A 15,547-nucleotide genomic window follows, 5' to 3' on the forward strand; every position below is an offset into this window, starting at 1 on the left:
ATCTACTCCTGTTGTGCTTCGTCGACGAGTGCCCGAATCTCGTCGGCTCGGCTCTTGGTCGTGGCGAACCGCGAGAACACCCACGACAGCTGATCGATGACGGCGTCGTGACCAGCCTGTGTCAACGCGTACTGGTTCGTGCGTTTGTCGAGTTCGCTTTTTTCCACTAGGCCCATCTCCACCAGATCGTCCAGGTTCGGATACAGACGCCCGTGGTTGACTTCCGAACCGTAGTACTGCTCTAGTTCGCGCTTGATCGCAAGCCCGTACCGTGCCTCCTCCGAAAGGATCACGAGGATGTTCTGCTGAAATGCGGTCAGGTCGCGTTCGATGCGCGATACGCCGGAGACTGACTGTGCCTCTGACATGACCTATACAAATGTCACCACTCTATTTAAAACTTTTCAACCATCAATCGAGTATTTGTGCAGGAACGCCACTGCACGGATGTTGTTTGTATAAACTACCGGTCATACCCGATACTATTAAGTGATAATGGATTTTTTCTGTCTAAAACAATATTGCATATTATTCCACAAACGAGACGTATGTCGAAAGAAATTTTGTGTCACCCTTCCCAGTGTGGGCGATGACGAACCTGTGGGAGGATCTCGAAACCGGACCGAACCCGCCAGAAACGATTTACGCTGTGATCGAGTGTCTGAAAGGCGAACGGAACAAATACGAGTACGACAAAGACGTTCCGGGCGTCGTACTCGACCGGGTGCTCCACAGTAACGTACATTATCCATCCGATTATGGGTTTATTCCCCGTTCGTACTACGACGACGAGGATCCGTTCGACGTGCTCGTGCTCGTCGAAGACGCGACGTTCCCGGGCTGTGTGATCGAAGCCCGTCCGGTCGCCCTCATGAAGATGGACGACGACGGCGAACAGGACGATAAGGTCATCGCCGTGCCGACGGAGGACCCCCGGTACGATCACATTCAATCGCTTACGGACATCCCCCAACAAACCCGAGACGAGATAGACGAGTTCTTCGCAACGTATAAGAATCTCGAGGAAGGGAAGGAGGTCGAAACACTCGGTTGGGAGGACAAACAGGCTGCACTCGACGCGATCGAACACGCACAGGAACTGTATCAAGAACGGTTCGCGTAAACGGCCTGGGGACGGTGTTCCCTTCTCGTGGTCCATTCTGCCCGCAGCAGTTCGCCCGAAGAGCGACGGATGTCCACCGGGCATACGGCTGTTCGGCACCATGCGTTATGATCATGGGTAATTATTTGTCCCTCGCGCCCGTACGAACGAACGAAATGAAACGGCGTGTACCCATCGGTATCGACCATTTGACCGTCGTCCCGGAGAACGTCGATACCGATTCCGAGCGTGAGGTGAGTGAGGAATCGACAGCTGTCGGCCGGTCGTTGGGGGCGTAATCGGCGGGGAAAAGAAGGTTCTTGTGTGTTCCTCACGCAATCGCCGGTATGGGACTGTTCGATCGACTTCGTGGTGATGACGGACCGCGAGTTGCGTTCATCGGTATCGACGGCGTGCCGTACAGCCTCATCGCCGACAATCCGGATGATTTTCCGAATTTGACAGCGATGGCGGACGACGGCGCAGCGGGACCGATCGACAGCATCGTTCCCCCTGAGTCAAGCGCCTGTTGGCCGTCGCTGACGACGGGTGTCAACCCCGGTGAGACAGGCGTGTACGGTTTTCAGGACCGAGAGGTCGGATCATACGAGACGTACGTGCCGATGGGCCGAGACGTCCAAGCGACCCGGTTGTGGGATCGCGTCACGTCCGCCGACCGGGACGCGACTGTGATGAACGTCCCGGTCACGTTCCCACCCCAGCGGAACGTCCAACGGATGGTGTCCGGCTTTCTGTCTCCCGGCGTCGAGAAAGCCGCTTACCCCGACGATCTCGGTCAGTCATTAGCGGAAAACGACTACCGCATCGACGTCAATGCGAAGCTCGGTCACCAGGACGATAAATCGGAGTTCATGGCCGACGCTCACGAGACCATCGATGCACGCTTCGAGGCGTTCAAACAGTACATTGAGGAAGACGACTGGGATCTCTTCTTTGGGGTCTTCATGACCACCGATCGGGTCAACCACTTCCTGTTCAAAGATTACGAGCAGGATGGGGAGAACCGCGAGGCGTTCATGGAATTCTACCGGAAAGTTGATGAGTATATCGGCCGTCTCCGTGCTCTTCTCGACGACGACACGACGTTGGTCGTCGCAAGCGACCACGGATTCACGAGCGAGGATTATGAGGTCCATCTCAACACGTGGCTGCGCGAGCAGGGATGGCTCGATTACCGCACTGACGATCACAGCGACCTGTCCGACATCACTGATGATACGCGGGCCTACTCGCTTATTCCGGGTCGAATGTACATCAATCTCGACGGACGCGAACCCCGCGGAAGCGTGCCCGAATCGGAGTATGAGGAGACTCGTGAGGAGCTTATCGACATGATCGAGGATCTCGAAGGCCCGGACGGAACACCAGTCGCAGACCGTATCGTCACGAACGACGACGCGTTCCGTGGCGACCATGACGACATCGCGCCGGATCTCGTCGTGATCCCCAACCACGGGTTCGATCTCAAAGCCGGGTTCAAAGACGGCAGCGATGTCTTCGATGTGGGACCCAGAAACGGGATGCACAGCTTCGAAAACGCGTGTCTGTTCGTCGACGATCCAACCGCGCGCATCAACGATGTCGACCTGTTTGACATCGCGCCGACGGTGCTCGATCTGATGGAGATCGAGTACGACCGAACCACCTTCGACGGAGCGAGCCTCGTCTGAACGCTGCTTTGTAGCCACTGCTTGCCGTTCCAACTTCGTATTCGAAAGTCATCATACGGATTTAACAGTGGTAGCGATGAACACGTGGTAGATGAATCACTCGCGCCGGATCGGGATCTTTTTAATAGCGATCAGTACGCATCTCGGATCGCTCGGATACTGGTTCGTGGCGGTCGACGCTCCGAAGCTGATCCTTTCCAGTCGGATCCGGAGCTGGAACGACCTGTACGAGATATTCACACAGCCGTTGATGCACGAAACGGCGTTTCCGGAACTCGGACTGTTCTATCGACCGCTTGCTAGCCTCACGTACTCGTTCGATTACTGGGTATGGGGAGTCGATCCGTTCGGGTATCATCTCACGAATCTCCTCCTCCAAGGGATCGCAGTAGTGTTGGTCGCACTCGTGGTTGGAGACCTGACAGACGATAGGGTTGTCGGGGAGCTGACGGCCGTGTTGTTCGCGCTCCATCCGCTCGCTGCCGAGATCGTACCGGCGACTCCTCGTCGCCACGACATCCTCATGTTGATCTTCCTTCTCGGCTCGCTATCGCTGTTCGTCAAAAGTCAACGCCGTGAGACGACACGGCGGTCGTCGTTTCTGTACGTCGGTGGGGCGCTCGTATCGTATGTGCTCGCACTCGGGTCCAAGGAGCCTGCACTCGTCGTTCCCGCGTTAGTATTCGTCTGGACGGCGCTTCAAGGCGTCGACAGCGATCCGTACGACACGCTATGGCGCTCGGTTCGGGCCACCGTTCCGTTCGGAGTCGTGACGGTCGCGTATATCGCGGTTCGGGTCACCGTGTTGGGGGGAATCGGTGGATACCACGGCATCGATGGTAAGCTCTCGGACGTAAGCAGCGTCGTGGTGGCGTATCTCGTTTCGATCGCGTATCCGATCGATGTTTTCGGCAGCGACCTCGCGGTCGGGTGGCTGTGGACCGGTGTGGTGCTCCTCATGGGCTGTCTCCTTGCGTTCGTCCTCATCGGCGTTGTCGCGTCAGTCATTGATGGTCATGTCGGAGCGAACTGGTTTCCACTCGTCGTTCCCTTCGTGGGGGGTTGTGTCCTGATCGGGATGTCGCTCGGTCTGGCCGAACTCGATCCGCTCGTTGCGCTGCTACCTGAGTTTACGCCAACACCGTATTCCCGTCTCCACACCATTACCGGCTTGCTTCTCGTAGTGACGTGTCTCCTCGGTGGGCTATGGATAATCGGTGCACACCCCGCAACGAGAGACCGGATCGATCTCCGGACGGTCTCGTTTTTCATCGCATGGTTTGCCGTTCCGCTGGTGGTGTACGCCCAAGACGGTCGATATCTGCTCCGAACGGGCTACGCTTCGATCGTTCCTGCGATGGCGATCCTCGCGGTGATATCGATCAGCGCGCTCCGAGCGCTCCGGACTAGCGATCGAATGCTCGATGAAAACGCTGTGCTCGTCGGCATCGTTCTGTTGCTTCTCGTTCCCCAGATCTCCGCCTCGCCCCTGTTTCATTCCTACGATGGGTGGGAAACAACAGGGGACGTAAACCGAATGGTGCTCGACGGACTCGCGGCGGACGTCGGAGATCGAAACGGGACCACCAGCCTCCACATCCACGGGCTGCCAAACGGGATCGCAGAACAGGACGAGTCGTTTCCCCAAGTAAAATCGATCGTATATCCCGGGGCACAGGCTACTCGGGCGTGGCTCAAACTGGTCCATCCTGGTCGGGAGCTGATCGTACACAGCGAGCACCCCGTCCGGCTCGACAGCGTACCCAAAGCGGTTTCCATCACCACCACCAGCAACTCCGAGACTGTGATCGTACGGATTCACTACGAACACGATTCCGAGCGTGGTGCCCTGTCTTCGATCGAACGCCGGGCGAACGCCCGCAGCCGAAGCGACGGTATCTGAGGCGTTCCCGGTACGGCTTACTCGTTTCGGTCGGAGGGATCGTCCGGGTGGGTGGTGTTCGGATTCGGACTCGGTTTGGGATCGGTGTCTGTGCGTCGCTCGGTCCACAGTCGATACGTGGTGAAGACGATCCCCCCGACGAACGCACCAAACCACAGTGTTCCGACGCGTACGAGGACCGTCGATCCGACGGCGACCGGTCGATCGTAACCGACGGCGATGAGGGTTCCAACCATACTGGTTTCGGTGGCTCCGACCCCACCGGGGAGGAAACTCACCGCTCCCACGATCGACCCGAGACCGAAAACAGACAGTCCGAGTATCGGATCGGCGCTGACACCGAACCCCTCGAGAAGGACCCAGAATGCCAGCCCTTCGAGTCCCCACGCCAGCAGACTCAGCCCCATCGCAATCCCCAGTGGCCGCGGACGGAACAACGCGTACGTCCGCTCGTACAGCGTCGTCAGCTCCGTCACGTACGAGCCGACTACCGGTAGTCGTTGACACCACGAGAGCGCTTTCAGACAGAGCCACCGCCATTGGAGGAGTAACAGTCCCCCGAGAACGACGACGACGATTCCGACCAGTACGACGACCGACCGCTGGTACAACAGGACGGCCAGTGCAGCAAAGCTACTCAGAGCGAGGAGATCCGTGATCCGTTCTGCCCCGACCGCTGGCACAGTCCGCCCTACGGATACTCCTTTGAGGTCTCTGAGGAACCACGCTTTCCACAGTTCGCCTACCTTTCCGGGCGTGACGACGAGCATCAATCCGCTGAAGAACACGAGTGCGCTGTCACGGATCGAGATTTCGATCCCGAGGGTGCGGAGGTAGTACTCCCATTTCAGAAACCGAACGCCGTAGCCCACGACCACGAGACCGAGCATCCCACTCACGGCACTCAGATCTACGTCGAGAAGCGCCATCACGACTGCGTTCGCATCCCCGAACAGGAACAACACGAAAAACACCACGAGTGACCCGAGTGCCGTCAGCCACACCCCATGATCGGAGACGATGTCTGCCCAGAAGCGAACGATCCGGTTCATCGTTCGTGCTCGCGGTGAGCTGCGAATCCGATCGTTCGATCCACCGAGACCCGCAGCTGATGTAGCTTCGTTGCGATATGTCCCGAAACGTATCCGCCGTGGCCACGGGATGAAAGGGCCGTCGTGGAACCGTCTCTGAGCACGTCGAGGAGCGGTCGGTTGCCGTCGATTACGGTGTGTGCCCGACCGATCTCCATTGGAAAGTGGGCGTCGCTTCCGCCGGTCGCCGGCAGTCCGTGGGTCTGGGCGAACGTCTGTGCCCGATCGTTATCCCGCGAGAGGAGACAGCGGGAGTTACTGACTTCGACCGCATCGACGGCGTCAGCGATGGCGTCGAGATCGGTGGTGTACTCTTCTCGCAGTCGATCGAAGGGGTGTGAGAGGATCGCCACGCCGCCCTGTTCGTGAACGTGCTCGATGACGGAGAGTGGATCGTCTGGGGCTGGCGGGGTCTCCACCCCTAACGCGAGGAGATGGCCTTGGCTTGTCGTCACCTCGACACCGGGGATCACCGTCAGTTCCAGGGGTGCTGCTGTACGAACGGCGTCGACACCTGCGAGCGTGTCGTGGTTCGTCACGGCGATCCCATCGAGTCCGCGGTCGACAGCCGCCTCGACCACGGCTTGGGGTGTCGCGTTCGAACAGGGAGAGGCATCCGTGTGTACCTGCAGATCGTATTTGCGCATCATTAGAGCAGCTCCATGATGTGAACCGGCACCTGATACAGCACGCCAACCGTGATGAGTAACCACACCAGCAACGTGAGAAACATCGGGCGATCGGTCAGTAGATACTCCGGACGACCGGCGACCGCCGTCGTGTGGGTGAGATGATGGTACCGAAACACGCCATAAAAGACGAACGGCAGCGCGAACATCATCGGCGTTTCGGCGTGGAAGAACGTGTATAACGCGTACGTCATCAACAACACCGCCATCGTCACGACCAGCAACTGATCGAGTTCCTCGTTCGTGTACACTCCCAGTGACTCCCGGGTCGAATCAGGATTCGAAACGGTTTCGAGTTCGTGACGACGTTTCCCGACCGAGAGGACGAGCGCCAACAGAAACGTACAGAGGATCAGCCACGGACTGAGATACACGCCGATGGCGACGACGCCCGCTGCTGCTCGGAGAACGAATCCGATCCCGACCGTAAGCACGTCCACTAACACCACCTCTTTGAGGAACATCGAATAGATCACGTTTTGACCGAGATACCCCACGAGCACGAGCAACACCCACCCATCGATGATGTATCCTACGAGAAGCCCCCCGAACAGCAGTCCGACCGCAAACGTCCCTGCGACCGGTACCGAGAGCTGCCCGCTCGCGATCGGACGGTGTCGCTTTTCGGGATGGTTGCGGTCCTCTTCTCGGTCACAGATGTCGTTGATCACATATACCGCTCCTGCTACCGCGGTGAATGCCACGATCGCACCCGCGACACTCCGCCACGCTGGGATCGAAAACAGGTTTCGCGAGAACAGTAATCCCAACAACAGAACGCTCTGCTTGTACCATTGATGGGGTCGAAGCTCGCGGAGTAACCCCCGTATCGTGTTTGCCGATTGGGAGGTAATCGATCGATTGGACATTGATGACAGCGAATTACGCAGGCCACAATCAAAAAGGGCCACGGCGCAAATTCCATATTCTATGGAAACGAACTCTGAAACGGATCAATCACACGACCCAGTGTTGGTCACTGGCGGAACTGGTTTCCTCGGACTCCACATGTGCCAATACTTTGATGATAATGGGTGGGATGTTGTGGCGTTCGATCGTGTTCCGTTTACCGAGTCGGACGACGTGTCTGATATTGAGTACGTCGAGGGTGACGTTCGAGAGGAGGATGCGGTTCGTGCGGTGATCGACAGGGTTGAACCGGATGTCGTCGTTCACGCGGCGGCGGCCTTGCCGTTGTGGGACGATGAGACGATCCGTTCGGTTACCATCGATGGAACGCGATCGGTGCTGTGGGCGGCCCAAGAGGCGGGAGTCGATCGGGTCGTGTACATCTCCTCGACGGCCGTGTACGGCGTCCACGAGGAACATCCGATCACCGAATCTTCGCCGCTTGACGGCGTCGGTCCGTATGGGAACGCGAAAGTAGAGGCTGAAAAGCTGTGTGATGATTTCCGTCGTCGCGGGCTGTGTGTCCCGATTCTCCGGCCCAAGACGTTCATTGGTCCCCAGCGTCTCGGTGTGTTTCAAGTACTGTTCGATTGGGTTGAGGACGAAGCGAACATCCCGCTGGTGGGGTGGGGGCACAACGAGTATCAGCTGTTGCACGTTCATGACCTCGTTCGAGCCATCGAACTCGTGGCGACCGCCGATGCCGAGCGCGCCGATGGGACGTTCAACGTCGGCGCGACGGAGTACGGCACGATGAAATCGGACTTTCAGGCGCTCATCGACCACGCCGGGACTGGCAAACGCGTGGTTGGGACGCCTGCGTTGCTGACGGTGGCCACACTCAGACTGTTGAACGAACTGAACCTGTCACCGTTGTACCCGTGGATCTACGAGACGGCCCACCACGATTCGTACGTGTCTGTCGAGAAACTCCAAAATCTCGGCTGGGAACCGGCGTATTCGAACACCGAGGCGTTGATTGACACGTACGATTGGTATCTCGACCAGTACGAACCCGATGGCACGACCGACACCGGGGTCGATCACCGCGTCGCGTGGGATCAGGGCGCGCTCGCGCTGGTCAAACGCGCGTTTCAAGCGTTCTGATCCTCAGATCCCACCACGACCACCACGAACCGCTTCCAAACAACAAACACACTTGTAGGGAGTGTGTACGCCCGAGCATGATTCAGGACGTCGTGCAAGATCCCGGATCGCTATCCCCGACAGCGCTCAAACAGCAGTACGAATCGGAGCTTCGGGGGATCATCGAATCGATCGGACCGGACACGGCAACCCAACGCACGGAGATCGATCGCGAGCGGATCGATGCGATCGCTGCTGGCGGCGATGAGATCCCCTTGACGGAGGCAGCGGCCGTCTTCTCGTTGCGCGATGACGCGCCCGACGCCGAAACCATCGAAATCGAGGCTCGGGATGCGCTCCTCATGGGAATGACGACGGCGGTGTTGGACGTCGAGACGCTCGAAAGCCAGATCGACGGGCAGATTGAGGCACGGGCGATTCAACAGAAGGTCGAGGGCCGAACCGCCATGACGCTCGGAGAGTTCGCGCTTCTTTATGGGACGATTGAGGCGCGTAAGGCATGAGAGTCGCTGTTCTCGGCTGTGGCTACGTCGGTCTCGAACTGTGCCGCCAGCTGCAAGCTGGCTACCAGAGGGACGTGATCTCTCTTCCTCGTCAGCCGACCGATCACGACGTGATCGGAGTTCGTCGGAGCCAGCAGGGCATCGAAGCGATCGAAGCGACGGGCGCACAGGCAGTTCAGGCCGACGTCACCGATGCTGACGCGCTCACCGCCGTCCCCGACGTGGATGCACTCGTGTTCAGCGCCAGCTCGGGCGGGCGAGACGCGGACGCTGCCCGGTCGGTGTACGTCGAGGGATTGAAAACAGTCATCGAGCACTTCAGCGCGCGCGAGCATCCGCCCGAACAGTTGGTGTACACGTCGAGCACCGGCGTGTACGGCGACCACGACGGCGGGTGGGTGGACGAAGCTACACCGACCGAACCGACGACCGAAAAAACTCGTGTGCTTGCAAATGCCGAACGGGTCGCCCGCGAGTACGCCGCAGAGCACGGGATCGATGGCACTGTCGTCAGGTTCGCCGGGCTGTACGGTCCCGATCGGTACCGCCTCAACCGGTATCTCGACGGTCCGGTCACGGAGGGGTATCTGAACATGATTCATCGAGCGGATGCGGCCGGGATCGTTCGGTTCGCGCTCACCGAGGGGACGCCTGAAACGTTGCTCGCGGTCGACGACGAACCGGTTGACAAATGGGCGTCTTCGGCGTGGCTTGCAGACCAGTGTGGCGTCGAACAGCCCCCCACGCAGACCAAAGCCGAGCGCTTGGCTGATGAGGATCTTTCGACGCCCGCGAAGCGTCGTATCGAAACGAGCAAACGCTGCTCGAACGATCTGGTTCGGGAGCTGGGGTATGAGTTTGCGTATCCAACGTATCAGGAAGGCTATCAGAACGCGATCGAACGGTATCGGGACGAGAACTGAACCGTTACTGATGGTTCATTGGGTTGAACGAGAGATGATTCTCTCTGCCTACGCAGTAGTGCCGAGAATAGCCACGACGAGGCGTTCGCGTATTGTAATCCAGTTCCAGATGCGGTGTTTGCTCGGTTCGCCAAGATCGAGTGACTGCTTGGATACTCCCATGACCACGTTCGTTACCCTGACCCAGCGTTACGCCGCCTCAAGCGCGTCAACGACGCTGGTGAGCGTGAACAGCCGGGGATCATCGCGCTCACCGAGATCACGTCGCTCACGACCAGGATGAGCGTGCTCGGCGGTCTGCTGTTCGTGAGTTCGATGGTAGCCATCGCGGTCTGGTCCCGGTCGGGCTGGCGATCCGATCCTTCCGTAGATGGTTCTGACAATGAATTGTAACGATATTCATTTCATCAGCCCTTTCTGTATGATGAGGATGGCAACGACAAACGGGGGTGCCAGTCCGATCTCGATACTCACTACAATCCATCACGCAACTGCTGATGGGATTAATTGTTAGTATGACATAACATTTTCATTCCATCAGTACCTTTATGTGTGAAGGGGTAACGAAGAGTAAATGAGAACGCTTGCGTGCGCCGTGGGGCGTGTGCGTTCATGTTGAACGCGCCGGGTGGACCTAGCACCCGACGCTAGGGTTCTCACCAGAAGCGACAACCCATGATTGGGAACGAAGCAGAGACATGTAACGGTGTCGAATCGTATCAAGAATATGAACAGCGACAGCGGTGTCGGAACTGTGGGCGTCCGATTCGGTCGCGGTACGCGCATCGGGTGGGGTGTCCACTGCTGGAGGGTCGTCGATGACGTTACCAGTGTTTCAGTTCTGGGATCGGCTTGGCGAGTCGATGAACATCTCGACCCTCGACGATCGAGCGACGATCTCGAAAGCTGAGTTGTACTACGTGATGGACGTGGGAAACGGTATCTGGTGCAAGCCCTGTCGCAGTACGGGCTGTGCGCACGCCACCCAGATCGAGGAGATTCTAGCGACGGCCGGACTCGGTCGGTCACAAATGGAGTACGATGATTTACCCGGGATTGCGAACATCACGCGCTACAACGCGGCAAAAGAGCTGGTCGTCACCGGGTGGTTCGAGAACGGCGGTCGGGTGCGCTACCACGAACAGCGCGACGGCACCGTCGTGCAGTCGGTGTACACGCCCGAGGACGACCAGGACCCGACTGCGATAACCGAGCAACCCGCCGCAACGAGTGCCCCAGCCGCGTTAGTCACAACGCTGGCGGAGTACTGCCATTATCGTCACCGTGGTGATCTCGATGGATTACGGGCTTGCTACCCCGACGTGGCTCGTGTCGTGGATGCGCCGCCAGCCGTCCACGCCGACGACTGAGAACACAAAGGCGGCGAAGGCGGAGCGGTCGCGGAGGCGGGCAAGGTCACCCCCCGCGAGCGGTAGCGAGCGGCTTTTTTTGGTCTTCCCGCGAGCGAAGCGAGTGGGAGCCTGCAAGAGCTTCGCTCTTGCAATGCAGATTTTTTGCGTGAGGGTGGCCTCCGGCCACCCGAGCGGAAAAAAGGTGGTGGACGGCGCTCGCGGAGTGTCGGGTCGCGGTAACAGTAAGACGCAGCATCACGAACGAGGAGTATGGCGACGAACACGGCGACGTGGGCCTACCGGGATCGCTTTCCCGACTTCGCCCGCACGTACTTCCGACGGTTGTCAGACTGCGTAGTGTCGAGTATCGGTGTAGGAACGTATCTGGGCGACCCGACCGATGCGGCCGATCGGGCTTACCACGACGCCGTCGGTCGGTCGATCGAGAACGGCGTCAACGTCGTGGACACGGCGATAAACTATCGCCACCAGCGCAGCGAACGGGTGGTCGGCCGGGCGATTCAAAACGCCGAAACCGACCGTGACAGCGTGTTCGTGGCGACGAAAGGCGGGTTCATCCCGTTCGACAGATCCCGGCCCGACGATCCCCGGGCGTACATCCGACGGGAGTATCTCGACCCCGACATCATCGACTCCGAGGAGCTGGCTCGCGGCATCCACTGCATTCACCCCTCGTTCATCGACGACCAGCTCGACCGGTCGCTCGACAATCTCGGCGTCGACACCATCGACTTGTACTACGTCCACAACCCCGAGACACAGCTCGAAACGACGCCCAGAGAACAGGTGTACGACCAACTGGAGGAAACGTTCACTCGGCTCGAAGAGCGTGCACTGGCAGGGCACATCCGCCACTATGGAGTCGCAACGTGGGAGTGCTTTCGCGTTCCACAGGGGCACGACAGCTACCTCTCGCTGCCCGAAATCGTCGAACGCGCCCGGAACGCCTCCGACCGAGCGGGGACCGACGCCACACACTTCCGAGCGGTTCAGCTTCCGTTCAACGTCCACATGGCCGATGCGTTCACCGTCGAATCACACGAATCGAGTGAGGGAGCGAAAAGTGCGCTTCGGTTCGCCCACGACGCCGGGTTGAACGTGTTCACGAGCGCCTCCATCGGACAAGGCAATCTAACCCGACCGGGAGCGATTCCGGACGCCGTGGCCGCCACGCTGAACGGCGACAGCGCTGTACAGCGAGCCATCAACTTCGCGCGGAGCGCCCCCGGCGTGACAAGCGCACTCGTCGGCATGCGCACGACCGACCACGTGGATGAAAACGTCGCTGCCGGGACGTTCGAACCGATGGGTGCACAGGCGTTCGACGCTACGTTCGAATAATACGCTACAGAGTCCCACTCGAGAACTGATTCACGAGGGTTGATACCCATCGACTCGAATCCACGTTCGTGACACGCCGTCATTTGTTCGGTACGTTGTGTTCGATGGTATTTCTAGTCAATCTGGCACGGGTACTGTTCTCGCCGCTACTTGAGCCGTTGAAAGCGACGTTCGGCGCGACGGACGCGACCGTCGGACTGCTCGCAACGCTCGTGTGGATCGGCAGCGCGAGCCCTCGTCTCCCCGTTGGCTATCTCCTCACGCGCGTTCCTCGCCACTACGTGGTGCTTGCAGCCGGGACCGTCCTCACGGCGGCAGGCGGACTCTCCGCAGTTGCGAGTAGTATCGAGTGGCTGATGGTGGGGGCGTTCTGTTTGGGCGTTTCGAGTGGTACGTATTTCATCGCCGCGAACCCGCTGGTAACTGAACTCTTCCCGGATCGCGTCGGGGATATGATCGGCATCCATGGGATGTCGAGCCAAGTCGCAGCAGTCGTCGCGGCACCCTTTGTTGGCGGCGTAATACTTTTCGGATCGTGGCGACTCGCGTTCTCATTGCTCGCCGTCGTGGGCGGACTCACGACGGTCGTCCTCCTCGTGATCATCTCGATGACTGACCTCCCCGCGGCAGGCGCGGCAGATCGCCATTTCGTCCGTGCAGCGCGCCGCCAATGGCGGCTCATCCTCGTCGGCGTCGTGTTCGTCGGTGTGACTGGATTCGTTTGGCAGGGCGTGTTCAACTTCTACGTCACGTATCTGATCACAGCGAAGTCGCTCTCACAGCCGGCGGCACAAGGGCTGTTGACGGTGCTGTTCGGTGCTGGCATCCCCGCGTTTCTGATTACCGGCTATCTCGCCCAACGTCTTCCCAACGCACCGCTCATGTTCGCCGTCTGTGGTGCGTTCGTGTGCTGTCTCCTCGTGCTCACTGTCGTGTCGGGCTACCTCGCGCTGTTCGTCGTGAGTGCGGTGCTCGGCTACGTTATTCACTGCTTGTTCCCAACTATTGACACGCTCTTGCTCTCGTCGCTCCCCGATGAGAGCCGGGCCAGCGCGTATGCGGTTTACAGTGGTGGGATGATGCTGGTTCAGGCCCCTGGGAGCTCCGTGCTCGGCGCGCTCGTCGACGCTGGCTACGGATTCGATCCCGTCTTTCGGGGGTTTGCTGGTGTCGTCGGACTCGTCTTATCAGTGTTCGTAGTGGTGTATCTGGTTGGTGGGTTCCCTACTGATCGTCGAACGGAGTCGTTCCCAGTCGATCGATGAGTCTTTTCCCCTCGTCTCATTAGTTTCGCTGATGGAGTACGTTCAGGAGCGGATAACGACATTACACGATTTTACCGACACCGTTCCCGACGCGCCGACTGATCGGGCGAGCGTCGTCATCCCGATGACCGGTCACGCTCACACGAGTCACGCTACAGACCGCATCTTACGGACGCTCGAAGACGTGGCTCCTGCTCGTGTCGTGATCGCGTTGCGCGCTGATGCGCCCGCTGTCGCGTCGATTCACGACTGGCTAGCTGGCTATGACGTTTCCACTGAGACGATCTGGTGCAACGGTCCGCGCGTGAACGAACTGCTCACCGAGGCTGGTTTCAGTGACACTGGCGGCAAGGGTCGGGACGTATGGCTCGCGCTCGGGGTCGCAAGCGATACGGAGTACACCGTCGTCCACGACGCGGACGTCGAAACGTACTCACACGGCCACGTCAACCGGCTGTTGTTCCCGCTCGAACGAGACTATTCGTTCGTCAAGGGGTATTACGCGCGTATCGAGCGAAACCGGTTGTACGGACGGCTGTTTCGACTCTTCTATGCGCCGCTCATTCGTGCGCTGTCTCAGCTGTCTGGAGCTCCGATCGTTTCGTATCTCGATGCGTTCCGGTACGCGCTGGCCGGAGAGATGGCGATGACGGCTCGACTTGCGCGTCGGTTGCGGGTGCCTCCCGGTTGGGGATTGGAAGTCGGGGCACTGGGCACCGCGTTCGAGCACGCCGGATTCGAGGGCACTGCCCAGATCGATCTCGGTGTTCACAAACACGACCACCGATCGGTCGATGGTCCACACGGACTGGGCGACATGAGCGTCGATGTCGGTGCGTCGCTGTTTTCGGTGCTGGAAGCCGACGGGGTCACTTTCGACTACGAATCGCTACGGGAGCAGTACCAGGAAGCAGCAGACAGGCTCATCGATCAGTATGCCACAGATGCAGCGTTCAATGGATTGGACTACGACAGTGAGTCAGAACGCGACCAGATCGATGCGTATCTACCAGCAGTGACCTCCCCGACAGCCGACGCTCGTCTACCCGCGTGGACGGACACTCCGATCGACTCAGCGGCGGTCCGAACCGCCTCACAGGACGATATCGCTGATCTCGTCGACGCTGGCGCGAGCATGTCGGCGCATCGTTATAGCAACGGTGATGTTGATGCCGACCGCATCGATCTCGACACCGACAGATGACGCTCGAACTCTCTGCCGATGAACTCGCTGGAATCGTCGACCTGTTTGGCGTCCTCACACGGAACGAGCTCAACGACGCCCTCGTAGAACTCGCGTTCAAACGCGGCGAGGATCCACCTAATGGGGCGCTCATCGACAGCGCCGTCACGTCCTACCACCTCGTGGAGTGCGAGGGCGGGCTAGCAGTCGGCCCGACGGCCTTTCCGGTGATTCCACCCGGGGCGACCGACCTCCCTCACATCATGTCGATCGAGCCCCGGTCGATCGATCGGGAACAACTGGCTCAATCGGTCGAGAAACGGTTTCGCGGGGAGACGGCGCGCGCCGTTGCTGGCGGTGACGACCGTCGAATCGCCCATTTTCGGGACGTGAGCTACGATCTCGAAGCGTGGGGGGCGGTCGATCTGGGACAGGTCCGGAACCGGCTACCCGAGCAGTGATCCGTT

17 protein-coding genes are annotated in these 15,547 nt (G+C 59.4%); 12 read left to right on the plus strand and 5 right to left on the minus strand.

All coding sequences use genetic code 11. The annotated features are described in order from the left end of the window. Nucleotides 1-2 precede the first annotated feature (2 nt). Nucleotides 3-368: a PadR family transcriptional regulator gene (locus MW046_RS10700; RefSeq protein WP_247993094.1), complete on the minus strand. Its 366-nt coding sequence runs from the start codon at nt 366-368 to the stop codon at nt 3-5. A 221-nt stretch (nt 369-589) separates the two neighbouring features. Here MW046_RS10700 and MW046_RS10705 point away from each other — a divergent pair, with 221 nt between their 5' ends. The 4 genes from MW046_RS10705 to MW046_RS10715 all read left to right on the plus strand — a co-directional run bounded on the left by MW046_RS10705 (nt 590) and on the right by MW046_RS10715 (nt 4,696). Then, nucleotides 590-1,123, plus strand: coding sequence for an inorganic diphosphatase (locus MW046_RS10705; RefSeq protein ID WP_247993095.1), 534 nt, complete (start codon nt 590-592; stop codon nt 1,121-1,123). 155 nt (nt 1,124-1,278) lie between these two features. Next, nucleotides 1,279-1,401 (plus strand): hypothetical protein, encoded by a 123-nt coding sequence (locus MW046_RS19435; protein ID WP_282190209.1) that lies wholly within the window; start codon nt 1,279-1,281, stop codon nt 1,399-1,401. Nucleotides 1,402-1,449: 48 nt separating this feature from the next. After that, complete coding sequence (locus MW046_RS10710) at nt 1,450-2,793, plus strand: alkaline phosphatase family protein (RefSeq protein ID WP_247993096.1); 1,344 nt, start codon at nt 1,450-1,452, stop codon at nt 2,791-2,793. Nucleotides 2,794-2,884: 91 nt separating this feature from the next. After that, entirely contained in the window at nt 2,885-4,696 is a 1,812-nt protein-coding gene (locus tag MW046_RS10715; protein ID WP_247993097.1) for a phospholipid carrier-dependent glycosyltransferase, read from the plus strand. 17 nt (nt 4,697-4,713) lie between these two features. Here the strand turns inward: MW046_RS10715 and MW046_RS10720 are convergent, their stop codons facing one another. From MW046_RS10720 to MW046_RS10730, 3 genes are read right to left on the minus strand one after another with little or no spacing between them, the layout of a single operon-like run. Beyond that, entirely contained in the window at nt 4,714-5,748 is a 1,035-nt protein-coding gene (locus tag MW046_RS10720; protein WP_247993098.1) for a lysylphosphatidylglycerol synthase transmembrane domain-containing protein, read from the minus strand. Next, entirely contained in the window at nt 5,745-6,434 is a 690-nt protein-coding gene (locus MW046_RS10725) for a PHP domain-containing protein (RefSeq protein WP_247993099.1), read from the minus strand. The genes MW046_RS10720 and MW046_RS10725 overlap by 4 nt, the downstream gene beginning before the upstream one ends. A gap of 2 nt (nt 6,435-6,436) precedes the next feature. Then, nucleotides 6,437-7,345: a UbiA prenyltransferase family protein gene (locus MW046_RS10730; protein ID WP_247993100.1), complete on the minus strand. Its 909-nt coding sequence runs from the start codon at nt 7,343-7,345 to the stop codon at nt 6,437-6,439. A 61-nt stretch (nt 7,346-7,406) separates the two neighbouring features. Here MW046_RS10730 and MW046_RS10735 point away from each other — a divergent pair, with 61 nt between their 5' ends. The 3 genes from MW046_RS10735 (at nt 7,407) to MW046_RS10745 (ending at nt 9,918) form a co-directional block, all read left to right on the plus strand. Then, nucleotides 7,407-8,492, plus strand: a complete 1,086-nt coding sequence (locus MW046_RS10735) for an NAD-dependent epimerase/dehydratase family protein (protein ID WP_247993101.1) — start codon at nt 7,407-7,409, stop codon at nt 8,490-8,492. A 77-nt stretch (nt 8,493-8,569) separates the two neighbouring features. Beyond that, complete coding sequence (locus MW046_RS10740) at nt 8,570-8,995, plus strand: DUF5791 family protein (protein ID WP_247993102.1); 426 nt, start codon at nt 8,570-8,572, stop codon at nt 8,993-8,995. Next, nucleotides 8,992-9,918, plus strand: a complete 927-nt coding sequence (locus tag MW046_RS10745; RefSeq protein ID WP_247993103.1) for an NAD-dependent epimerase/dehydratase family protein — start codon at nt 8,992-8,994, stop codon at nt 9,916-9,918. Before MW046_RS10740 ends, MW046_RS10745 begins: the two co-directional genes overlap by 4 nt. 173 nt (nt 9,919-10,091) lie before the next feature. Here MW046_RS10745 and MW046_RS10750 read toward each other — a convergent pair whose 3' ends face one another. Beyond that, nucleotides 10,092-10,301, minus strand: coding sequence for a hypothetical protein (locus MW046_RS10750; protein WP_247993104.1), 210 nt, complete (start codon nt 10,299-10,301; stop codon nt 10,092-10,094). 435 nt (nt 10,302-10,736) lie between these two features. Here MW046_RS10750 and MW046_RS10755 point away from each other — a divergent pair, with 435 nt between their 5' ends. The 5 genes from MW046_RS10755 to MW046_RS10775 all read left to right on the plus strand — a co-directional run bounded on the left by MW046_RS10755 (nt 10,737) and on the right by MW046_RS10775 (nt 15,541). Continuing rightward, entirely contained in the window at nt 10,737-11,288 is a 552-nt protein-coding gene (locus MW046_RS10755; protein WP_247993105.1) for a hypothetical protein, read from the plus strand. A 252-nt stretch (nt 11,289-11,540) separates the two neighbouring features. Continuing rightward, nucleotides 11,541-12,632 (plus strand): aldo/keto reductase, encoded by a 1,092-nt coding sequence (locus MW046_RS10760; RefSeq protein WP_247993106.1) that lies wholly within the window; start codon nt 11,541-11,543, stop codon nt 12,630-12,632. A 104-nt stretch (nt 12,633-12,736) separates the two neighbouring features. Continuing rightward, complete coding sequence (locus MW046_RS10765) at nt 12,737-13,897, plus strand: MFS transporter (RefSeq protein WP_247993107.1); 1,161 nt, start codon at nt 12,737-12,739, stop codon at nt 13,895-13,897. A 31-nt stretch (nt 13,898-13,928) separates the two neighbouring features. Next, nucleotides 13,929-15,101: a glycosyltransferase family protein gene (locus MW046_RS10770; RefSeq protein ID WP_247993108.1), complete on the plus strand. Its 1,173-nt coding sequence runs from the start codon at nt 13,929-13,931 to the stop codon at nt 15,099-15,101. Then, nucleotides 15,098-15,541, plus strand: a complete 444-nt coding sequence (locus MW046_RS10775) for a DUF7109 family protein (protein WP_247993109.1) — start codon at nt 15,098-15,100, stop codon at nt 15,539-15,541. The genes MW046_RS10770 and MW046_RS10775 overlap by 4 nt, the downstream gene beginning before the upstream one ends. Nucleotides 15,542-15,547 lie beyond the last annotated feature (6 nt).

Source organism: Halocatena salina (assembly GCF_023115355.1).
Classification (GTDB): Archaea; Halobacteriota; Halobacteria; order Halobacteriales; family Haloarculaceae; genus Halocatena; species Halocatena salina.